The organism is Streptomyces spinosisporus, from assembly GCF_022698145.1.
Taxonomy (GTDB): Bacteria; Actinomycetota; Actinomycetes; order Streptomycetales; family Streptomycetaceae; genus Streptomyces; species Streptomyces spinosisporus.
In genome coordinates this window covers 51,913-72,992 of the sequence record NZ_JALDAX010000028.1, presented here as the reverse complement: position 1 = coordinate 72,992, position 21,080 = coordinate 51,913, and the positions used below count along the sequence as shown (strand labels likewise).

General features: G+C 67.0%; 20 protein-coding genes. 9 read left to right on the top strand and 11 right to left on the bottom strand.

The features are described from left to right. Positions 1-321: 321 nt before the first annotated feature. Both MQN93_RS41000 and MQN93_RS40995 read right to left on the bottom strand, forming a co-directional pair. Complete coding sequence (locus tag MQN93_RS41000; RefSeq protein WP_242713494.1) at positions 322-522, bottom strand: DUF397 domain-containing protein; 201 nt, start codon at positions 520-522, stop codon at positions 322-324. Next, positions 522-1,367 (bottom strand): helix-turn-helix domain-containing protein, encoded by an 846-nt coding sequence (locus MQN93_RS40995; RefSeq protein WP_242713493.1) that lies wholly within the window; start codon positions 1,365-1,367, stop codon positions 522-524. Before MQN93_RS40995 ends, MQN93_RS41000 begins: the two co-directional genes overlap by 1 nt. Before the next feature lie 203 nt (positions 1,368-1,570). Between MQN93_RS40995 and MQN93_RS40990 the strand changes: the two genes are divergently transcribed. Next, positions 1,571-2,233 carry an ATP-binding protein gene (locus tag MQN93_RS40990; RefSeq protein ID WP_242713492.1) on the top strand — a complete coding sequence of 221 codons (663 nt, stop codon included), beginning with the start codon at positions 1,571-1,573 and terminating at the stop codon, positions 2,231-2,233. Positions 2,234-2,257: 24 nt separating this feature from the next. Here MQN93_RS40990 and MQN93_RS40985 read toward each other — a convergent pair whose 3' ends face one another. The 3 genes from MQN93_RS40985 to MQN93_RS40975 all read right to left on the bottom strand — a co-directional run bounded on the left by MQN93_RS40985 (position 2,258) and on the right by MQN93_RS40975 (position 8,460). After that, a complete protein-coding gene (locus MQN93_RS40985; protein WP_242713498.1) occupies positions 2,258-5,326 on the bottom strand; it encodes a DEAD/DEAH box helicase in 3,069 nt (1,022 codons plus the stop codon). Positions 5,327-5,870: 544 nt separating this feature from the next. After that, a complete protein-coding gene (locus MQN93_RS40980; protein ID WP_242713491.1) occupies positions 5,871-6,881 on the bottom strand; it encodes an SEC-C domain-containing protein in 1,011 nt (336 codons plus the stop codon). Positions 6,882-6,963: 82 nt separating this feature from the next. Next, positions 6,964-8,460, bottom strand: a complete 1,497-nt coding sequence (locus tag MQN93_RS40975; RefSeq protein ID WP_242713490.1) for a glycoside hydrolase — start codon at positions 8,458-8,460, stop codon at positions 6,964-6,966. A gap of 205 nt (positions 8,461-8,665) precedes the next feature. On the opposite strand from MQN93_RS40975, the gene MQN93_RS40970 reads away from it, so the two are divergent. Continuing rightward, on the top strand, positions 8,666-9,487 hold the full coding sequence (locus tag MQN93_RS40970; protein ID WP_242713489.1) for a class E sortase: 822 nt from the start codon (positions 8,666-8,668) through the stop codon (positions 9,485-9,487). Between the two features lie 102 nt (positions 9,488-9,589). Here the strand turns inward: MQN93_RS40970 and MQN93_RS40965 are convergent, their stop codons facing one another. Beyond that, positions 9,590-10,135, bottom strand: coding sequence for an RBBP9/YdeN family alpha/beta hydrolase (locus tag MQN93_RS40965; RefSeq protein ID WP_242713497.1), 546 nt, complete (start codon positions 10,133-10,135; stop codon positions 9,590-9,592). A gap of 123 nt (positions 10,136-10,258) precedes the next feature. Between MQN93_RS40965 and MQN93_RS40960 the strand changes: the two genes are divergently transcribed. From MQN93_RS40960 to MQN93_RS40945, 4 genes are all read left to right on the top strand, one after another. Continuing rightward, positions 10,259-10,714: an Lrp/AsnC family transcriptional regulator gene (locus tag MQN93_RS40960; protein WP_242713488.1), complete on the top strand. Its 456-nt coding sequence runs from the start codon at positions 10,259-10,261 to the stop codon at positions 10,712-10,714. 401 nt (positions 10,715-11,115) lie between these two features. Continuing rightward, positions 11,116-11,571: a hypothetical protein gene (locus tag MQN93_RS40955; protein WP_242713487.1), complete on the top strand. Its 456-nt coding sequence runs from the start codon at positions 11,116-11,118 to the stop codon at positions 11,569-11,571. Between the two features lie 62 nt (positions 11,572-11,633). After that, positions 11,634-12,083, top strand: a complete 450-nt coding sequence (locus MQN93_RS40950) for a hypothetical protein (protein WP_242713486.1) — start codon at positions 11,634-11,636, stop codon at positions 12,081-12,083. Further along, a complete protein-coding gene (locus MQN93_RS40945) occupies positions 12,080-12,577 on the top strand; it encodes an Imm50 family immunity protein (RefSeq protein ID WP_242713485.1) in 498 nt (165 codons plus the stop codon). Before MQN93_RS40950 ends, MQN93_RS40945 begins: the two co-directional genes overlap by 4 nt. Positions 12,578-12,924: 347 nt before the next feature. Here MQN93_RS40945 and MQN93_RS40940 read toward each other — a convergent pair whose 3' ends face one another. From MQN93_RS40940 to MQN93_RS40920, 5 genes are all read right to left on the bottom strand, one after another. Next, positions 12,925-14,616 (bottom strand): chitinase, encoded by a 1,692-nt coding sequence (locus MQN93_RS40940; protein WP_242713484.1) that lies wholly within the window; start codon positions 14,614-14,616, stop codon positions 12,925-12,927. A gap of 120 nt (positions 14,617-14,736) precedes the next feature. Further along, positions 14,737-15,132 carry a hypothetical protein gene (locus tag MQN93_RS40935; RefSeq protein ID WP_242713483.1) on the bottom strand — a complete coding sequence of 132 codons (396 nt, stop codon included), beginning with the start codon at positions 15,130-15,132 and terminating at the stop codon, positions 14,737-14,739. Then, the gene (locus MQN93_RS40930) at positions 15,132-15,572 is read right to left on the bottom strand and encodes a DUF3592 domain-containing protein (protein WP_242713482.1); all 441 of its coding nucleotides are present in this window, start codon (positions 15,570-15,572) and stop codon (positions 15,132-15,134) included. Before MQN93_RS40930 ends, MQN93_RS40935 begins: the two co-directional genes overlap by 1 nt. Positions 15,573-15,574: 2 nt before the next feature. Next, positions 15,575-16,147, bottom strand: coding sequence for a hypothetical protein (locus tag MQN93_RS40925; protein WP_242713481.1), 573 nt, complete (start codon positions 16,145-16,147; stop codon positions 15,575-15,577). A gap of 20 nt (positions 16,148-16,167) precedes the next feature. Then, complete coding sequence (locus MQN93_RS40920) at positions 16,168-17,763, bottom strand: hypothetical protein (protein WP_242713480.1); 1,596 nt, start codon at positions 17,761-17,763, stop codon at positions 16,168-16,170. A 344-nt stretch (positions 17,764-18,107) separates the two neighbouring features. On the opposite strand from MQN93_RS40920, the gene MQN93_RS40915 reads away from it, so the two are divergent. From MQN93_RS40915 to MQN93_RS40905, 3 genes are all read left to right on the top strand, one after another. Further along, a complete protein-coding gene (locus MQN93_RS40915; RefSeq protein ID WP_242713479.1) occupies positions 18,108-18,950 on the top strand; it encodes a hypothetical protein in 843 nt (280 codons plus the stop codon). A gap of 153 nt (positions 18,951-19,103) precedes the next feature. Continuing rightward, positions 19,104-19,814, top strand: coding sequence for a Flp pilus assembly protein CpaB (cpaB, locus tag MQN93_RS40910; protein WP_016437715.1), 711 nt, complete (start codon positions 19,104-19,106; stop codon positions 19,812-19,814). 9 nt (positions 19,815-19,823) lie between these two features. After that, on the top strand, positions 19,824-21,071 hold the full coding sequence (locus tag MQN93_RS40905) for a CpaE/TadZ family protein (protein WP_242713478.1): 1,248 nt from the start codon (positions 19,824-19,826) through the stop codon (positions 21,069-21,071). The last annotated feature ends 9 nt before the right edge of the window (positions 21,072-21,080 follow it).

Here is a 21,080-nt window from a genome sequence, read left to right as displayed (position 1 = left end):
GGCTCTCGGGATCCTTGCCAAGCTTGCGCAGCGCCATGCTGTCGACCTCCGTCATGGGCGATGATCCGTATGCCAGAGCCTGCCGAATGGGCATTTGCGAGGGATAGAAGCTTGCCAGAACTTGCCACATCGCTACGTGCAGACGGGAGTGACACGTGACGCTCTATACGGCGCCCGAGCGCCCTCTATGGAGCGGCGTTGGTTGGTTGCGGGTGCGCAGAACGCTGGGTACTCAGTCAGGGTTTATGGCGCGTCGTAACGTCGTGCGACGCATGAGCAGCGGTCATGTGGTGCCTCAGGCATCGTCGGCTAGGCCGCATATCAGCCGAGAGCATCGCTGCGGCCCAGGCTGCGAATGAAGACCGTCCAGGCTGGGTGGCTGACGGTCACGATCGGGCCTTCTAGTTGCTTGGAGTCGCGCACCGAAATGTCGTTGTTGGCATGGGAGCACTCGACGCATTCGGTTCCGCTGCCACCGCTGTATGAGGACTTGAACCAGTGCTGCACTGGAGGCGTCGTCATCAAGACTCCCTGACTGTCCGGTCGACGAACTTCGCCGAGGACTCGAGGTCGAGCGCCTGGGCGCTGAGGTACTCGAACGCCAACCTATAACGCTCCAGTTCGGGGCGCTTCTCCATGAACAGGCCTCCGCCAAGCAGGTCTACGTACACCACGTCCAGTTCTGGTGCTGGCCCCCGCAGGACGGCGAAGCTCCCAACGGCCGCTGCGTGTGCGCCTGTTGCGAAGGGGAGTACCTGGACTGTGATGTGAGGCCGTTGCGCCATGGCGAGCAGGTGTTGGAGCTGGTCCCGCATGACGTCGCGACCACCCACGCAGCGCCGAAGCGCAGCTTCGTCGATCACGCACCAGATGTGGGGTGGTTCATCTCGCTCAAGAAGCTCCTGCCGCTTCATGCGGATGTCGACCATGTGCTGCACTTCCCGCTCCGGACACTGGGCCTCAGACGCTCGATGAACGGCCTCGGCGTAGGCGCGCGTTTGAAGGAGGCCGGGGATGTACATGCACGCGTAGTGATCTTCGCGTACGACCTCGTCCTCAAGCGTGAGCATGAGGTTCATCGACTCCGGGATCGGGTCGGCCAGTGACCGCCACCAGCCCTGGATCCTGGCGCCCTTAGCGAGCTCCACAAGGGCGACGCGTTCCTCATCGGAAGCGCCGTACTCGCGGCAAAGGGCGTCCACAGCCGGCCACTTGACCGCGCCCTCCTTAGTCTCGTAGCGGCTGAGAGTTGCCTTCGAGATGCCGACGCGTGCGCCCGCCTCTTCGAGGGTCAGCCCCTTGTGCTCACGGAGACGCCGAAGGTCGGCACCTAGCTGGCGCCTGCGAGTCGTGGGTCCAACTGCCATGTGTAACAGCCCTTCATGTCGATCCAGCAGATCGTCCTGGCTGCCCCGGCGAACGGCAAGGTGGCGCGCGCCGGGGGCGCCCGCAGGCAGCCCGCACCACCATTCCCTCGAAATGAGAGTTCCATTTTGAGAGTTCCAGTGCAACTCTCTGTGTGCGGGCAATCGCGGCCTGTAAGTCGAAACCAAGGTAGGGGAGTTGAAGGATGGACTGCATCGCAGGCGTATCGAGGAAGCCTTGGAGCCTTCCCTTCACCGCGGAGCCGGAGGAGGCGGCAGCCCTGCGTCGGATCGTGCGTTTCCACCTGGGGCAGTGGGGGCTGCATGACATCATCGACGCCGCTCAGCTCTGTGTGACCGAGCTGGTGTCCAATGTCATCAACCACGTCGGCACCGGCACTCCAACCACGCTTGCTGTCTCCATGAGTGGACTTCGCTTGCGGATCGAGGTCCACGACCCCGACACCCGCGCCCTTCCCACTCTGGTCGACGCTGCGCTGGAGGCGGAATCCGGCAGAGGGATGGCGCTGGTCGGTGCTGTCGCCGACCGTTGGGGCGTGCAACTCCAGGAGGATCGCAAGGTGACGTGGTGCGAGCTGGCGACAGGGCTGCCTTCAGACAGTGGGCACTCCGGCGGAGCTCGTGTCCATCGAGTCGAGACCTTGCTGAGTGTCTATGGCTGCGAGGCGGCACGGTTGCGGCTAGCAGGCTTCGGCGCCTTGAGCGTGGTGGAGGACGCGGCGATCGACCTCATCGCCGACGTCCTTCACTGGATGAGAGCTCATGGGCGCGATGTAGACGAGGCCCTCGAACGTGCGGAATCCCAGTTCGAGGTGGAAGCTGCAGAACCCGAAAACTTGCCGCTTTGACGGGATGACAGCGCTGGCCCCTTCTTACCCAGCCGCGATGGCGGAGTAGGTCCACACGTCTGCCGGGAGTTCGTGCTTCAGCCGCCAGGTGATCGCCATCGGCTTGCTGCCGGTGTGCTCCTCGTACGTCGCCGGGCCGAGGAGCATCCAGGGATGCGACTTGCCGATGTCGGTGTTCTTGTAGCGGCGCATGAAGAGCAGGACGTGGCTGCCCTGCTCTTCATGGTGTTGGTAACGCAGACCTGTGGATGAACTCTCGGCTGTCGCGTTCTGGGACTCCCAGTGAAAGAGGGTCGGGCTCAGTGCGAAGTCCTTGTACCGGACCGTGGGGGAGAAGTCCTTCTCGTTCTTTTCGAGCGTGACGAGCAGGGCGTCGGTCTGGAGATGCTCGACCCACTGCACTCCCTGAGCGAACGTCCGGGGCATCTGGCCGCCGAGGCGAGCCACGCCGAGGGCGGCCAGGATCTCAGAGCGGTTGTATGCGCTGTGGACCTTCAAGGGGATGTTGCTGTGAGGGCCCTTCAGCGAGATCGGAACATGGTCGGCCTGCTCGATGACACAGTTCAGTACCTGGCGCAGCTCATCGCGGAACACTTGCTGGGTGCGCAAGGATTCAAGGCCTTCCTCGAAACTGGTGAAGCCGCCCGCGTCGTCCCACAGATTGAAGAAGAGCATGCGCGCGTATGCCTGGTCGATCGGCGGCAGAGACTCGTACGCGGGGGCATCATCAGCGATGAGGCGCAAGTAGGCCTGGGCGCGCTCGGGATCGTCCACGTGGAGGAAGGCGTGGACGCGCTTGAGCAGTGCTGCTTCTCCCGGCGGCGATGGTTCATCTACAAGGCCTGCCCGGCGAAGAACCGAGGTCCAACTGTTGCCGTTCTTGTAAAGCTCTTTGATTTCGCGGCGGCTCTCCCTGAGGTAGTCGGCGAGGGTCGGTGTGTTGAAGGCCCTGGCTTCCTTGGCGAGGGACTGGACAGTCGCCTTGATCTGCGTGCGGATGTTGTTGAGCACGAGCTCCTTGGACTTGCCCTCAAGGATGATCTGGCAGCCGGAAGGCAACTGGGGGAAGTCTCGCTCGATGCTGTCGACCAGGCGGTTGCGAGTGAGGTTGGTCAGCGCGCGGAACTGTTCCTCGAAGCGGAACTCCGCCCGGTGCTGGCCAATGAAGTCGAGCACGGTCAGCACCGGCTTGTTCGGCGTTCGGCGCAGACCGCGCCCGAGCTGCTGGAGGAAGACGGTGGCGCTGTTCGTGGGCCGTAGAAGGAGCAGAGTGTCGACGTCTGGGATGTCCAAGCCCTCGTTGAACAGGTCGACGGAGAAGATCACTTGGATCCGGCCGGCCTTCAGGTCGTCCAGCGTGCGCTCGCGCACCTCGGCCGACGAGTCGCTGTCGAGAGCCGCTGCCTGAAAGCCCGCCTTGCGGAAGCACGCGGCCATGAAGTGCGCGTGCGCTTTGGTGACGCAGAAGCCGAGGGCGCGCATGGTGGCAGGTTCGGAGATCTTGTCCTCGACCTGCTTGATGACGATGCGGGCACGGGCGTGGTCGGCTGTGAACAGATTGCCGAGCTGGTCACGGTCGTACGTGCCCGATCGCCAGTTGAGGTTGGTCAGGTTGGTTCCGTCTGGGATCCCGAAGTAGTGGAAGGGACACAGCAGGTCGTTCTCCAGGGCCTCCCACAGTCGGAGTTCGGCGGCGATTCGACCTTCGAAGAACTCGTCCTGCACATTGACCCCGTCCATCCGCTCCGGGGTTGCCGTGAGGCCGAGTAGCTCCTTCGGCTTGAAGTGCGCGATGACTCGCTGATACGTATCGGCCTTCGCGTGGTGGAACTCGTCGATCACGATGACGTCGAAGTGCTCGGGATCAAGCAGTTCCAGCCGGCGCAGGTTGAGGGACTGAACGCTGGCGAAGACGTGTGTCCAGTCTTGCGGCTCCTGTCCGCTGTGGAGCAGTTCACCGAAGGACGCATCGTCGAGCACTTCGCGATAGGTACGCAGGGACTGCCTCAGGATCTCCTTACGGTGCGCGACGAAGAGCAGCCGTGGCAGCTCTCCGCCACGCTTATTGCGTAGAGCTCGGTAGTCGAGAGCTGCCATGACCGTCTTGCCGGTGCCGGTTGCCGCGACAAGGAGATTTTGGTGATGACCGCGCACCTCGCGCTCGACCTGGAGCCGCTCCAGCATGTCTTTCTGGTGGGGGAGTGCGTGCACCTCGAGACCGGAGAGACTGATCTTCAGTTCGCCACCCGTGCCGGTTCCGCCAGCCCGGGCGAGAGCCTCGGCCAGTCGTTCGCCGTCACGGTCGGGGTCGTACGACTCGAATGCCGCGTCAGCCCAATAGGCGTCGAAGGTCGCCTCGAACTTGTCGAGCACTCTCGGAGTGGCGACCGATGACAGTCGTACGTTCCACTCCAGGCCGTCCAGCAGCGCGGCCTTCGACAGATTGGAGCTGCCTACATACGCCGTGTCGAAGCCGGTGTTACGTCGGAAAAGCCATGCCTTGGCGTGGAGCCGCGTGGTGCGAAGCTCGTAGTTCACCCTCACTTCGGCGCCGAACTCGCGTACCAGGCGGTCCAGCGCACGCTTCTCGGTCGCGCCGATATAGGTGGTTGTGATGACCCGGATGGGGACGCCACGCTCCTTCGCAGCGCGGAGCGAGTCCTCCAGGACTCGTATGCCGTACCACTTCACGAAAGCGCACAGGAGGTCGATCCTGTCCGCCGTGGCGAGCTCGGCTCTCAGCTCCGCTCCCAGGCTTGGATCGTCGGGAGCATTTGTGATCAGCGCGGTTTCAGAAAGAGGAGTCAGAGGACGAAGTGCGTAGACACCGGGAGCCTCCTGCTCCGCTAGTGCCAGGAGCTGCCGTGGGCCGTCGGTGATGGCGCCCGCAACGTCCTCCATGTCCGGGTCTGGGGCGTGCAACGCCAATGACTGCAGGATTTGGTTGGCAACGCCGACCTGCTTGTCTTGCGGCAGCTGACTGAGCCTGCGCCCTACGGCCTCTCCGATGTGGCGGGCCAGCACGTGTGGCGTTGACTCTGCGCTGACCTCCTCGGCGATGGCCTTCCAGCCCGCCGCTTCGAGCTGCTCCATCCGGTCGTGCAGGGTCTTCGTGATGAGTTGCTCATAGACACCCGCGACCGGCTGTGCCGGGCCCCCCGATTCCGCCACGACTGCTCCCCCCTGATCCCTCGCGCTTCGCTCTCGCGTCGATATGGATCTGTTCTAACAGCAGTCACTGACAATTGACGTTCTTCCGGTGAAAGATGATCGCTTTCGGACAGGTAGGCGTAGGGGGCGGCCTGAGCTGTAGGGAGCTTCGTGCAGCACCGTGTGCCATACGTCGCCGTAGGCCGCCCGCTTCTTTTGCAGGGTCGTGCTGGAGTGGCCTGCGTCAAGGGCGCTGTGCGTCGCCTGCGGCGATGGCCCTGCGGGCCACCCTTGACCCAGGCCGCTCCAGCACGGGGGAGAAGCGAGCGGGCGGCCCGGGGAGAGCGGGGGGGCCGAGGGGGTGAGGGCGGGCGGTGGGAGGGTTCGTGGCCGGGGGTGGTGGGCGCGTCAGGGGGGGGCGGGCACGCCGGCCGTGGTTAGCGGCTTTCGGTGAGTGGGTGGGTGGGCGTGTGTGCCGGGTGCGGGGTTATGCCCCGTGGCACGTCTCGTACGTGTTGCCCGATCCGCACCAACAAGCAGCCCCGCGCTGTGGCGGCCATTCCTCCGCGCGGCCCCGCGCTGCGAGGGTTGTGGCGTACTGGGGGAGGAGGTCTACGTCTGCCGGGGATGATGCTTCCGAGGCGGCGAAGGCCTCGTAGGAGGGGACCGTGCCGGTCACGATGCCCAGGTTCGGGGTGCCGGAGGCTGCTAGTTCCCTCAGCGAGGCCTCTATCGTCGACAGGTGTTCCTCGTGGGAGGGGTACTCGGCTGCGAGGGTGGGGTACGCCTCTACGAGTTCCGTCAGTTCCGAGGCCGGCCAGTGGAGGACCGCTACCGGGAAGGGGCGGGACAACGCCTCGCGGTAGGTGCCCAGTTCGGCCTGGAGGCGGGAGATCTCGGCGGCCAGTTCCTGGGGGTTGTCGGAGCCCAGGGACCAGATGCGTTTCGGGTCGTGGAGTTCGTCCAGGGAGACCGGGGACGAGTGCAGGGTGTCGGCGAGTACGTCCCAGTCGTCGTGGTCGGCGCCCAGCATCCGCCGTACGCGGTGGCGGCCGAAGAGCAGCGGGTGTGTGGCGTACGGCGGCTCGTCGACGTCCCTGAGCAGGAGGGTCGCGCCCTCCGTGAACGTCTCCTGTGCCGCCTCCAGCTCGTCGTGCGCCTCCAGCGCCTCCGCCACCATCACCCAGGGGGCCGGGTCGCGCGGCGCGGCCGCGCGGACGCCGTCGATGATCGCGCGGGCCTCGGCCTCGTGGCCGTACTCCCACAGGTTCGAGGCCTTGAGGGCTCGTACCAGATACGGCTTCTCCAGGCCGTCCGCGGAGGACAGCAGGCGGTCGTAGAGCGTGGTCGCGGCGGGGCGGTCGCCGGCCAGCTCCAGATGGGCCGCGGCCTGGAGGAGGAGGGCCTCGGCGTCCTCGGGATACAGGCCCGCGGTCCGCTCCAGGCGGGCCGCTTCGGCGGTGTGGTCAGCGTTCTCGGCAGGCGTGTCGGGGCGCATGAGGGAAACCGTACTGCCGATCAGTGACAAGGAGGAGGCACGTGCTGGTCAGCAGTCGGTCTCCGTCGGTCCCCGTGCCGTGTCAGAGCACGACCCCGTCTATCTGCAGCGTCTGCACCGACTTCGCCGCGAACGGCACCGCCACCGTCTTGCCGTTCACATACGTGTCCGAGTACGACCTGTACATGTCCCCGCCCGTCGTCACCGTGTTCCAGCGCGGCACCAGGCCGCCCGAACCGCCGCTGACCGTGGCGAAGCCGGCGAGGTCGAAGGTGAGGGTCTGTGCGGAGGCGGCGGTGTTGGCCGCCACGATCACCAGGCGCCTGGCGCTCGCGTCGTAGGCGGCGGCCGCGTAGCTGACGCCCGTGTCGAGGATCGTCATGCCGGGGCGGATGTGACGGCTGAACTGGGCCATGACGTAGTACTTCGTCGTGACCGCGCCCGGCTGCAGCGTGTCCGCGTCGTACGCGATCATCGCCCAGTTCGAGGACGGGTCCATCACCTGCCAGTAGACCCAGGAGGTGGGGTGGAGCCAGCGGAAGTCGTAGAGGAGGTTGCCGGCGAGGGTGATGCCCGTGCCGTCGTTGTCGCCGGTCTCGGAGTTCCACAGCGCCTTGCCGGCCGTCGTCACCACGTCGGTGTAGAGCAGGTCTCTACGGCCGCCGGAGCCCTGGTAGCCGTGGACGTTGACGCGGTCGACGTAGCCCTTGGTGGTGGACGAGAAGGAGTTCCACGTGGTGCGCGCGAGGTCGTAACTGGTCTCGTCCGAGGCGGAGATCCTGGTGCCGGTCAGGCCGCGCTTGTCCAACTCGCTGCGCAGATACGGCAGTACGGCGGACTGGACCGTCGCGTCGATGTGGCAGCCCTCCTGCGTGCCGGTGGCCGTCCACCACGAGGACGAGGGCTCGTTGAAGGCCTCCACCGTCGCGAAGTTCACGCCCCAGTTGGTCTTGGCGTGCAGGGCCACCGCGGCGAGGTGGGAGGCGTGTTGGCGGTAGTTCCAGGGCTGGAGGTTGTTGCCGCCGTCAGCGGCGCCCGAGGGGTTGTGGTTCAGACACATCCACCACATGGGGGAGTTGGCGAACAGCTCGGTGGTGGCGCCGCGGGCCACCGCCTTCGTCAGCATCGCGCGTTGGGTGGCGTCCGCCGTCCACTTCCAGGCCGAGGAGGCCGGGTCCTCGTTGTTCCAGTCCTGCCAGTAGCCCTCGATCTGCTTGAAGGAGGGGATGTTGGGGGAGACGGCCATGCTCTCGCCGTTCACGGTGTTCCAGCTGCAGCCGCCGAGGTTGTAGCGGGCGATGTTCAGGCCCAGGCCGGGGAGTGAAGTGCCGTTGTACGTCGTCGACTTGGTGCTGAAGAAGATGTCGGCGAAGTCGTCGCGGGCGCCGAAGACGTTGGCCCACCAGGCGAGGGAGGTGCCCCAGCCCTCCCAAGTGCCGTATGTGGTTTTTGGGTTGATGGCGATCGTGGCGTCCGCGTGTGCGTGTGCCTGTGCCTCTGCGTGTGCGGTGCCGGTTGCCAGGGCGCTGCCGAGGAGGGTGCCGCCTGCTGCGGTCAGCAGGGTTCTGCGTCGGATCATGGCTGCTCCCAGTCCGCTTGTCTGCGTGTCCTGTTCATGCCAGGACGACAGCATCGGGGGCGGGGGGTGGGTTGTCGAGGGTTCTGGCAGCGCTTTCTCAAACCACTTTCTAAAACCTCTGTACGAAGTCTCGAACGGGGGTTTCTCTGGTGAGTTGAGGACGCTGCCCCTATCGTGCGTGCGGCTCGGTGAAGGGGGCGTACGCATGCGCGTTCCGGTCGTGCAGCACAGCAGTCGGCGGCGGTTGGCGCGGCGGCGGCGCGTGTGGTGGACCGGGGGCGAGGTCCTTGTCACCGTGGGCGTCGTACTCCTGCTTCTTGTCGTCCAGCAGTTGTGGTGGACGAATCGGGAGGCGCGGCGGGGGGCCGAGCGGAAGGTGGAGGCGTTGGAGCGGGAGTGGGGGGATGGGGAGACTGACGGGGGTGGGGGTGGCGGGTCCGCCACGTCCGCGCCGTCCGCGCCGTCCGCGCCGTACTCGTCGTCCTCGTCGTCCGAGCGGGATGGGGGTGCGGGCGCTGCGGCCGGCTCCGGTGCCCAACGTGCCACCGCCGCACGGCAGTCACGCCCCGACTGGTCCCAGGCCTACGCCATCCTCACCATCCCCCGCCTCGGTCTCCGCGTCCCCGTCGCCGAGGGCGTCAGCAAGCAGGACGTCCTCAACAAGGGGTACGTCGGCCACTACCGAGGCACCGAACAGCCCGGCCAGGCGGGCAACTTCGCCCTCGCCGGGCACCGCAACACCCACGGGGAGCCCTTCCGGTACATCAACCGGCTGCGCGCGAAGGACGTCGTACGCGTGGAGACCAGGACCGCGACGTACACCTACGCCGTCGACAAGACCCTCCCTCAGACCGCGGCCCGCGACTCCGGCGTCATACGGCCGATCCCGCGCTCGATCGTCAAGCCGGGCTATGGGTACAGCCGGCCCGGCTACTACCTGACCCTGACGACCTGTACGCCGGAGTACACGTCGCGGTATCGGCTGGTGGTGTGGGGGAAGTTGGTGTCGATGAGGCCTCGGGCGTAGGGCGGCTCGGCGGGGTGTCTGGGCGGTCGGCTCAGTGATCGAGCCATTGGTCGACTCGGTGTCGGCTCAGTGGTCGCCTCAGCGGTCGCCTCAGTGGTCGCCTCAGTGGTCGACGAGTGTGCGGAGGAGGTCCAGGCCCGTCTGCCAGTCGCCGAGGCTGCTGTCGGAGTTGAGGTGGCCGTGACGTCCGATGAGGTGCAGTTGCGCCTGCCAGCCGTGCGCGAAGGAGGCGGACGTGGTCGGGTCGCAGTAGGGGTCGTTGTCGCTGGCCACCAGCAGGCTCCGGCACGGCAAGGGGTGCGCGGACAGGTCCAGGAACGTAGATGCGTTGTGACGCGGGAACGCCGGTCCCTGGGGGTTGGGCGGTGCGACCAGGAACGCCGCAACCCCGTCGGGTCGCGCCCGGTCCAACCAGTGCGCAGCCGCCCAGCAGCCAAGGCTGTGCGCCACCAACGCCACCTGGTTGTCCCGCCGGGAAGCGGTCTCGTAGGCGGACTGGATTGCGGCAACCCAGTCGGAGAGGTCCGGCATGCTCCACGAGGCCGGCGCGATCCGGACCGCCGAGGCACCCCACTGCGTCTCCCACAGGCTCTGCCAGTGCCGCTCATCCGAACCGTCGATCCCGGGGATGATGACGTAGGCGACCATCACGTACTGCCCTTCTCGTCGTGGTGCCCGCGCTGTGCGGGGTGCCATGGGGGTGATTCTCGATGAATCAGCGGCGGCGTACCGGCCCGGCAAGTGATCTCAAAGAAAGTGGATGCGACAACGATGGAATCACTCGACGAGATCGACCGGCTCATCCTGGAGCTGCTCCAGACCGAGGGGCGGCTGACCGGGGCCGAGGTCGGGCGCCGCGTCGGGCTCTCCCAGCCGGCGGCCGGCGCCCGCATCCAACGCCTGGAGAAGAGCGGGGTCATCACCGGCTATCGCGCCGTCGTCGCCCCGGCCGCAGTCGGGTTGAACATCCACGCCGTAGTACGGCTGCGCACCAGCCACGCGCAGCTGTCCCCGGCACTCACCCTTGCCGCCCAGACCCCCGAGGTCGTTTCGACCCTCCGCGTGACCGGAGAGGACTGCCTGCTGTTCGACGTCCACTGCTCCCACGCCGAACGCCTCGAACAGATCGTGGACTCCCTCGCCCGCTACGGCCCCGTCACCACGTCCCTCGTCCTGCGCAGCTACCCGCCGAAGGCGCTACCGACGGGACCGGCGGAGGCGTTGTGATCGGCGACACTCGGGTCCGGGGCCAGGTATAGGTCCAGCTCAGGGCCGACCCGTGGGCGGGCTTGGCGATCTTTTGGCAAGCTCACCATCGAGCGCGTCTGCCTGCGCATCAGGATGCCGCCCGGCGCGGCTACCGGCGCCCAGCTCGCCATGGAGGACGGAGAGGATGGCTTGGCCCTCTGGGGCGACACCATGGGGCGATTGCCGTGCTGGACTGGGGGCCGCTCACGACTCCTCGTTGTGCAATCGAAGGGATCTTCGTGCAGGAAGCCGGCTTGACGCAGAGGCTTGCCGCGGCGGGACTGAATTACCTGGGTATGGCAGACGTCTCCGCTCCGCTTGTGCCGCCACGCCTAGCTGCGTTTGCGGATTCGGCGGCTGCTGGTGGTCGGGAGTGGGCCGTGAGTGTGGAGAACGGTGCGGAGGATTTCCGGGAGCGGGTGAATCGCGAGTGGTATCTGCTCTGCGCGGGCCGAGGGTTGTTCGACAGGGAGGATCCGCGGTTCTTCGTTGCGGCGGCGACGACGATGACCACAAGTGGTCAGGACGGGGATACGCAGCAGGTCTCGTGGTGGGCGGAGGTGTCGTTGCGATCCGAGTGGGACCTTGCCGGGGCCGGAGCTGAGGCCCAGGTGACGGGGCGGGGTCTCGGGCATCCGGATTTTGTGATGCTCTCGCTCGATGGCACCGTCATCGTGCGAGGGTCACAGGGGCAGAAATGGACGGATATCGTGTGCTTGCAGCACGCGGAACAGGTGTCGTCCTTCAGGGAGATGGGGGTCAGTATGACCCGCAATGAAGCCATCCCTTCACGGACGCGTGAGGCCTTGACCCGCTGGCTGGACCATACCGCGTGAGGATGAATACCCGGATGTCCGCTCTTCTCGGAGGCCGCGCACCTCGGGCTCGGGAAGAGGACGTGCCGGAGCAGTTCCTCGCCGTGGTGCGGGGAGGGTGGATCGTGGAGGGTGATGCGCAACTTCTGAAGCTGCTGCGGTCCGGCTACTCCGGGGGCGGTACGCGGGAGTTTGAGGACGTAGTCCAGCACGAGGCGGCGGTGAACGGCCGCGGCATGGTGGACTACGACCTTCCGCGATCAGGGACCGAGCGGATCGAGATGTTGTTGCGCCGCTCTCTCGGCTATGCCTGCTCCGCCCTGGCGGCGGTGCCGGAGGGGCGGAAGTGGCCAGTGCGCGGGTATGTTTCGCTGTCCAGCGGTGGGCTCGACGATGAGATTCTCACCGCGTACATCACCTTCTGCTCCGACCGTCCTGATCTGCCCCGATATGCGGACGATCTGGATGTGTTCGCGCACGAGGCACTGTTGGAGCTTTCCCAGGACGATGCTGCCGGAGTGCTGTCTGTATGACCCTTGAAAGCCGGCTGGTGAATCCCGAGGCGCTTCTGTCGCTCTACGGCAGCGTTCCCGACCTGCGCGGCGTCGCGATCAGGTCCGTCAATCTGAGCCCCATCGGGCCTACCGTCACGCTTCGCGTCGATCTGCCGTCCTTTCCGGCAGGGGCGCCTCGGGAGTGGCTCGACGCCGGGATGGACGCGGTCCAGTGTCAGTTGGCGTTCCTGGACGTGACGGAAGTTTCGCTCGCCCGCTGGGTTCCGCCGACGTCCGGTGACGTGGTGATGGAGCCTTACGGCGATGAGAAGCGAATGCGTGTTTCCGTCGAAGGGCGTGGCGTGGCCCTGGAGTTCGAGTGCCATGATCTCGCGACGCTCAGTCATGTGAGTGCGTTCAAGGCGCAGGCGGACGGTACGGACAGTGGTCCTCACCGCTTTGTGAGCAAGGTGGACACCCGGCTGTACGAGAGTCTTCCCGGAACGGAGGTGTACACGTTCTATGGACGCTGACTGGCGGGAGCTTCTGCCTTCTGATGGGTTCTTGGACACATGCCGGCTCTTCTACGTGCACTTCGACGAGCGTGGCAGCTCCGCGACCTTGGGGTTCGAGACGCGAGAACGCCCCACGGGGTCCAACGCCTTCGAGTTCTATTTCGTTTTCACAGGCGTGACGGGTGTTCGGGTTTGCCGGCAGGGTACGTCTCTCGGGTCCGGGGATTCCGGCATCAGCTTCCGGGCTTCCGCCGTTGAGCTGGTGAAATCCCGTGCCTATCTCGCCTCCGGGAGTTTCTGAAGCGGGAGCGGACGGTGCCCTTGACCCACCATCACGTGGGCAAGGGCACCAGAGAACCGCTCGGTTACGGCAGCGCGTGCACGTGTGCCCCCACCGTGTTCGACCATGAACTCCCCGCCGACGCATCCCAGTTCGTCGACCACGTCATCGCGCCGCGGAGGTCGGGGTACGTCTTCGACGGCTTGAAGGAGCCGCAGCCCGTGCCCTTGGTGAGGCAGTCGAGGGCGTTGTTGACGACTGTGGGGGAGACGTAGCCGCTGCCCGCTGCGCTGGTGGAGGCCGGGAGGCCGAGGCCCACCTGGGAGGGGGAGAGGCCGCCTTCGAGCTGGATGCAGGCGAGGGCCGTGAGGAAGTCGACCGAGCCCTGGCTGTAGACCTTGCCGTCGCAGCCCAGCATCGAACCGCTGTTGTAGTACTGCATGTTGACGACCGTGAGGATGTCCTTCACGTTGAGCGCCGTCTGGAAGTACGAGTTCGACGTCGACTGCATGTCGATCGTCTGCGGTGCCATCGTCAGGACGAGCGACGACCCCGCCTTCGACGCGAGCGAGTGCAGCGCCTGCGACATGTAGGTGGCGTTGAGGCCGTTCTCCAGGTCGATGTCCACGCCGTCGAAGCCGTACGTCTGCATCAGCGAGTACACCGAGTTGGCGAAGTTCGTGGCCGACGTCGAGTCGTTGACCGAGATCGTGCCGTTCTGGCCGCCGACGGACACGATGACCTTCTTGCCCGCGGCCTGCTTCGCCTTGATGTCCGCCTTGAACTGGTCGACGCTGTAGCCGCCGAGCCCCGCGGAGTCCAGGTTGAAGGTCACCGCACCCGGCGTCGTCGTGGCGTCCGCGAAGGCCACCGCGATGATGTCGTACTGCGAGGAGACGTCCGAGAGCTTCTGGACCGTCGCGCCGTTGTTGAAGTTCTGCCAGTAGCCGGTCACCGCGTGCTTGGGCAGGGCGATGCCGTCGTTGCCCCCGCCGGAGGTGGTCGTCGCGGTCACCGCCGTCGACTTGGCCGACTCACCGGCCGAGTTGGTCGCCGTGACCTGGAAGGAGTACGAGGTGGAGGCCGCGAGGCCCGTCACGGTCGCCGATGTGCCGGTCACCGCCGTCACCTTCGTACCGTTGCGGTAGACGTTGTAACCCGTGGCGCCCGACACGGCGTTCCACGACAGTGATGCCGAGGACGAGGTCGTGGAGGAGACGGACAGGCCGGCCGGGGTCGCCGGGACCGTGGGGTTCGGGTCGCTGCCGCCGCCCCCGTCGGGGCCGTACACCGACACGTCGTCGGCGTAGTACGGCGCCTGGCCGTACCAGCCGTGGGTGTACACCGTCACCGACGTGGTCGACGAGCCGGTGGTGAAGCTCGTCGTCAGCTGCTTCCAGCTCGACGAGTCGGGGGTCCACGTCGAGACGTCCGTCGTGCCGGTGCCGGTCACGCCGAGGTAGGTGTAGCCGCCCTGGACCCAGGCGCTCAGTGAGTACGTCGAGTTGGGCTTGACCGCGACGGACTGGGTGCACTGCGCGTTGTCCTGCCCGGCGGGCGTGGCCTTCAGTGCGGCCGTGCCGCCGTGCACCGGGGAGGAGACGGTCGTGCCGCTGTTGGCGCTGCACGTCCAGTTGCCGAGGCCGGATTCGAAGCCGGAGTTCCTGGCGTTGTTGACGTCCGCTGCGGACGCCTGGCCCGCGCCCGCGAAGGACAGGGCGAGGGCGGCGGTGGCCACTGAGGCCCAGAGCCGTGCCGATCTGATGTGAGGGGACATGACAACAAGTTGGTCCAGACCAATTGAGCTGTCAAGAGGTCCAGACCAACTTCCCCAGACTCACAGCCAACAGCCTCCGGATTCACAGGTGTTCGGTCGCGCTCGCGCGCACCCGGACCCTCACGCCTCCCGCCCCTCCCACCACTTGTCCAACAGCAACCCCATCGAGCACCCCGCCAGCAGCACCCCCGTCGACATCCACAGCGCGAGACTGGAGACGCTGACCACGTCGGGCCGCAGCGAGAGGACCAGCAGCTGCCCCGCCGCCGGTACCGCGCACGCCGCCGCCACATGGTGTACGGGCACATGGCGCCACGGCTGCGGATGCACCCGCGCGGCGGCCCAGGTCGCAAGGACCACGCAGAACAGGTTCGGGATGTGCACGAAGGCCAGGGCCGTGCCGAAGGAGTCGACACCCTCGGGGCCCACCACCTTGTCGTAGACCGCGCTGACCTGGATGAACTCGGTGACCACGAGCACGAGCACGCCCACGGCCCAGGAACGTATGAGAGCCATCAGCCGCCTCCGAAGGACCCGAAAGCCTCGTAGCAGAGCAGGATCGTGAAGCCCAGCGCCGCCAGGCCGCAGCCCAACGTCAGGGCCAGGGCCTGGAGGACCGGTGACCAGGTGCCCCGGCCCGCGACCGTCGCCGTGCCCTGCGGGTCGCGCGGGTCGTAGGTGACGGTGACCGGTGTGCCCTCGTCGGTCGACCAGCTCGCCAGGTCCTCGAACTCGACCCGCGTGCCGTCGGCCGTGGAGAAGGCGAAGAAGTGACGGGTGGCGTCCGAGCGGTTGTACGGCTCACTCTCCACGCGGACGCACTCCCCGGGCGCGCGCTCCCCGCGTCGCAGCACCCGCGCCACGGTCGCAAGGCGCCTCGCGTACTTCAGGGCGATCGCCCCGAACAGGGCGATGAGCAGGACGAGTACGACGTATCCACCACCCGGTACGTGCACGGCTAGTGCACCTCCACCGACTTGATGATCCTGTTCAGGTCCGCGTCCGAGAGCTTGCCCGCGACCGCGTCGATGCGGATGGCGAAGGTCGTGTCGGAGGAGTCCAGGCCCGTGAGGATCACGCCCTTGACCGGTGTGCCCTTGGGCGGATCGTCGTCCTGGCCCGCCGACTTGAAGGAGAAGTCGATCCGCTTGGCCTCGTCCGTGCCGGCCAGCTTCACGTCCTTGTCGCCCTTGACGCTCGCGCCCATCTGGATTCCGGCCTCCGCGCCGATGGCGGCCTGCTCGGCCGAGTCCGCCTGCGTGAAGCCGAGTTGGACGGTGATGATCGAGACGGTCCGGCCGTCCTCGGTACGGACCGCAGCGGCCGCGTTGTACTTGCTGCGCTCGGCGCCGCTCTGCTCCTGGTACCCGTCGGAGCCCTTCGGGTACGACACATCGACGCCCTTGGTCTTCAGCGTCCCCCAACCGTCGGGCACGGCGGCGGAGTCCGAGCCCCCGTCGCCGCAGCCGGCGAGCAACGCGGTCAGCGCGGTCAGCAGGCCGGCGGCCAGGAGCGTACGGCGGGTCTTCATCAGCGGGAGCTCCCCTCTCGTCAGTTCGCACAGTAGCTGTAGGGAAGGTAGGTGCGGCTGGTGCCGCGGGGGGCGCCCAGGAACTGCGCGTCGTCGAGCGTCTCGGACTTCTTCTCGGTGCTGACCGACAGACCGAGGCTCAGGCCGAGGTTCAGTTCGAAGCCGTACTCGGCCGCGTTGACCTCGCCCGTGTAGGTCATACGGCTGGACCGGCCCTTGTCGAACATCAGCTGCCCGAAGGGGTCGTCGGCGCCCGGCCGGCTCGTCGGGGCGTGGCCGTCGAACATGTACTGGAACGGCGTGGCGATCTGCTCGTTGTTGCCGTCCAGCCACTGCTCGGCGATCGCCCGGTCCTTGTCGCCCTTCGCGCCGGGGTCGAAGCTGACGGAGTTGGTGACGATCTCGATGCCGGTGGAGCTGTCCGTGCCCTTCTCGCCGACGCTGCCGCCCCGCTTGTCCTTCTTCTCCTTGCCGTTGTCGCCGCCGACCTTGGCGCCGTCCTTCTGCCCGCCGTCCTCGACCGTGCGGGTCATGTCGATCCGGACCAGCTTCCCGGTCCCCTTGTCGTAGGTGACCGTGACGGTGCCGGTCTGGGTGCGGGAGGCCGAGTACTCGCCGCTGAGGGGCCCTGCGTCGTAGCCCACTTTCGTGCCGTACTCGATCGACGAGGAGTAGGTGTACGACTTGGTGTTCTTGTAGGCGTTGTCCGTCCAGGTCACCTCGGGCGAGTACTTGAAGTTCCCGCCGAGCGTGGCGCTGAGCTTCTTCTCGTCGGCCAGGGAGAACTTGATGCCCGCGGACGCGGAGGCGTCCAGGCCCACCTTGCCGTAGGTGATCTTGCGGTTGTCGCCGAGGTGGTCCTTGACCCGCTTCTCCGTCTCCTCCTCGTCCTTGAGCGGACCCGTCCCGAAGAGATACGCGATGCTGTCGCCGAGGCTGGCCTCCGCGCCGCCGGGCATCTCGCGCCGCATCTGGTACATCTGCAGCTTCTCGACGTCGTCCCGGAACCGCTTGGCCTCGTCGGGGCTCTCGAACACCCAGGTGTCGCCGTTGGTGACCTTGATGCCGAGGCCGAGCTCCACCTTGTCGGCGCCGAACTTGCCCACCTTCATGCCCGGTTTGAAGTCCTTCTTGGCGCCGACGGACGCGGCGTCGGTGAAGGTCAGATAGACCAGCTCGTCCTTGTCGTCGACCTTGCCGTCGTGGTTGACGTCCGTCTTCGCCTTGAGGTGCTGCTCCTGGAAGCCGTACTCGTTGCCGATCTCCCAGAAAAGGATCTTGGCCTTGGAGCCGGCCTTGTCGGTGACCGAGGAGACCTGGCACAGGGCGGGCTCGAAGTCCGCGTCGGTGAGCGGCTTGTCGGAACTCTCGTTGCCGCTGCCGCAGTTGCCGCCGCCCGCCACCTTGCAGATCTCGGCGCTGAGCTTGTCGTAGATCGTCTGCCCGAGGCCGGTGGCCGAGATGCCGAGCACGATCGCCGCGCTGACCACGACCATCCCGAGGTACTCGGTGCCGGTCGCGCCCCGGTCGCCGTAGGGATGTCCGCGTGGTGCGCCCCGGTCGTCGTGGACCTGTCTGCGTCGTGTACGCGGTCGTATGCCTCCCCCGCGAGACATGCGCACCCCTCCTCCGTGGCGGGTGGTGTGGTTGCTGCCGATGGACGCGACGGTAGGCGTGGGGGAGGTCGGGCGGCGTGGGCCCGAGGGCCCAACCCGGGGCCCCAATCGAAGGCCCAGTCGAAGGCCCAGTCGGAGGCCCAGAGTCGCAATGGGACCGGCGAGATGCTCAACCTGCCCCGTTTTGACGTGTCTTGTGAAACGACAGTTGCCCACCAGCTACAGAAACGCTGTTCTCCGGTCACAGAGGCGTGGATACAGTGCTGAGGTAGTCACGCAGTGAAGTCATCTCGGTGCACCGGGGTAACACCGGTACACCCGCGGCGAAACACGGGGAGCTGCGCGTGCCAACTGCCATTGCCGTGACCAGTGCCGACATGGCGCTGCCACCGCAGGATGAGCGGACCCTGCCCGCCGTCGTCCTGCCGGACCTGGACGTACAGCCGCTGGAGCAGGCGCTCGCCACGGTGCAGGGCCTGATCGACCAGCACGGGCATCTCATCGTCGTGTGCTCCCAGGCGGTCTCCCGCGGGGTGGAGCGGCGGCTGCACACCATCCGCTCGCTGCTGGAGAGCGACCGTATCGCCCTGTTCCGTCCCGACCTGCCCCCGCTCGGACTGGCCGTCCTGGCCCGGCAGTTGAGACAGCTGGGCTCCTGCGACCTGTCTCCCGGGGTGCTCGCCTCCGCCGGCCGGCTGCTCACCCACTACATCCACTGCGGTGCGCTGCTCGCCTCCGTCGCCCGGCTCGACCGCGTCCCCGTGGGCCTGAAGTCGCACGCCAAGTCCTGGGTACCGGGCAGCCAGTTCGGCGTACTGGCGCATCCCGAACCGCAGTTGGTGCGGATCGGACCCGAGGCCGCGCTCGCCGGACCGGAGTTCGGCACCTGGATGCTGGTGGCCAAGGGACAGCTGCAGTCCGACTGGGTCACTGCAACCCTTGCGCAGTCCTGGAGCGTCCAGGGACTACGGGAGGCCCCGCTGCCGGCCGAGTCACAGGCCTGGTGGGGTACGGGCAAGCTGATCGAGTTCGCCGCCTATCTCCCCGACCTGTCCGTGCTGTACCAGCTGGTCACCTCGGTACGGCAGGGCGTCTGCCACTGGTGCGGCATCGACGTCATCGGCGATCGCTGCGTCTTCTGCTCCGCGACACCACCGCTCCTGAAGAACCAAATCCCCGCCGGGTGAGTCCTGAACCACAGGACGCACGACGGGACTCGCGTCCCTTCGGCCCGGTGCACCGCTCGCACCATCAAGGACCGTTCTGTTCCGCCAAAGAGCGTTCCGCCACAGACCGTTCTATTCCGCTCGACCGATATCCCCAATGAGGTTGTACGGTTCATGAACTCCCGTCAGCGCCGCGGCGTGCTACTCCTGCTTCTGTCGGTCATCTGCGCCCTCGGCGCGTTCGCCGGCGTCCTGTCCGTCATCAGCGACGTGAAGTCCAAGGTGGGTCCAGAGGTCACCGCCTACCGGGTCAAGTCGAACGTGGCGCCCTACACCCAGCTGACCACGGGCCAGTTCGAGAAGATCAAGATGCCCAAGCGCTGGCTGTCCGACAACGCGGTCACCAACCTGCGCGAGATCCAGGGCAAGATCGCCGTCACCACTCTGCAGGCCGGCTCCCTGCTGCAGAGCGACATGATCGTGAACCAGCCCGCCCTGCAGCCCGGGCAGCAGGAGGTCGCCATCATGATCGATGCGGCGACCGGCGTCGCCGGCAAGATCACGCCGGGCTCCACGGTCAACGTGTACGCCACCTTCGAGGGCGAACGGGAGGGTGACCCCGCTCAGTCCAAGATCATCGTAACCAACGCCAAGGTCATCGACGTCGGCAGGATCACCGCGCTCGATCCGAACGAGAACAACAAGAACCAGCAGCAGCCCACCGACGCCGTCCCGATCACCTTCGCCCTCTCCACCCTCGACGCCCAACGCATCACCTACGCCGAGTCGTTCGCCCAGCGGGTCCGGCTCGCCCTGGTGGCGCCGGGCAGCGACACCACGGTCCCCGACCAGGACCGGACGTACCAGCTCGCGAAGGACAAGTGAGAGGCCCGCATGCCCACGAGGATCCTCCCGGCAGTCGGTGACGTGGACGCGGTCCGCTCCATCACGACACTGCTCAGCCAACTCCCGGACGCCGAACCGGTGGCGCCGGTCGTCGACTCGACCCAGCTCATCGACACCCTCGCGCGGCTGGCCGCCGAGTCGGTCGACGAACTGCCCGAGGTCGTGGTGGTGCACGAGCGGATCGGCCCGGTCCCGGCCCTCGAGCTGATCCGCGAAGTCGCCCTGCGCTTCCCCGCGGTGGGAGTCATCCTCGTCACCTCGGACGCGAGCCCCGGCCTCTTCCAGGCCGCCATGGACTACGGCGCGCGCGGACTGGTCGCCCTTCCCCTCAGCTACGAGGAGTTGGCCAGCCGCGTCCAGGCCGTCGCCCAGTGGTCGGTCGGCGTACGGCGCCATCTGGGCTCCGGCGGCGACGTGTTCACCGGCGTCGGCGGCACCGTCGTCACCGTGTGCGGGGCCAAGGGCGGTGTGGGGGCGACGCTCACCTCGATCCAACTCGCCCTCGCGGCACAGGCGTCGGGACGCAGTGCGGCCCTGGTGGACATGGACCTCCAGGCCGGCGACGTGGCCTCGTATCTGGACGTGCAGTTCCGCCGCTCGGTGGTGGACCTGGCCGCGATCACGGACATCTCGCCCCGGGTCCTCGCCGACGCTGTCTTCCGGCACGACACGGGCCTGGCCCTGCTGCTCGCGCCGGGCGAGGGCGAACGCGGCGAGGAGGTCACCGACCGGGCCGCCCGGCAGATCGTCAGCGCACTGCGCTCCCGCTATGAGGTCGTCGTCATCGACTGCGGGGCGCAGCTCAGCGGCGCGGGCGCCGCGGCGGTCGAGATGGCGGACCAGGCGCTGCTGATCACCACACCCGACGTGGTGGCCGTGCGCGGCGCCAAGCGGATGGTGCGGATGTGGGACCGGCTGCAGATCCGCAAGGCGGAGGAGACGACGGTCGTCGTCAACCGGCACACCCGCGGCACCGAGATCCAGCCGCCACTGATCCAGCGCATCACGGGGACGGCCGTCGCCGGGACCGTGATCCCCGCCAACTTCAAGGAGCTGCAAGGGGCCGTGGACGCGGGCCGCATCCACGAACTGGACAGCAAGGGCGCGGTGAAGCAGGCCCTTTGGGGGCTGGCGGGGGAGCTGGGGCTGGTGAAGGTGGCCGAAGGCGCCCAGAAGGGCGGGCGGTTGCGGGGCGGGGACCGGGGATCGGTGAGTTTTCGGCGGCGCAAGGAGTGAGGGGGGTGA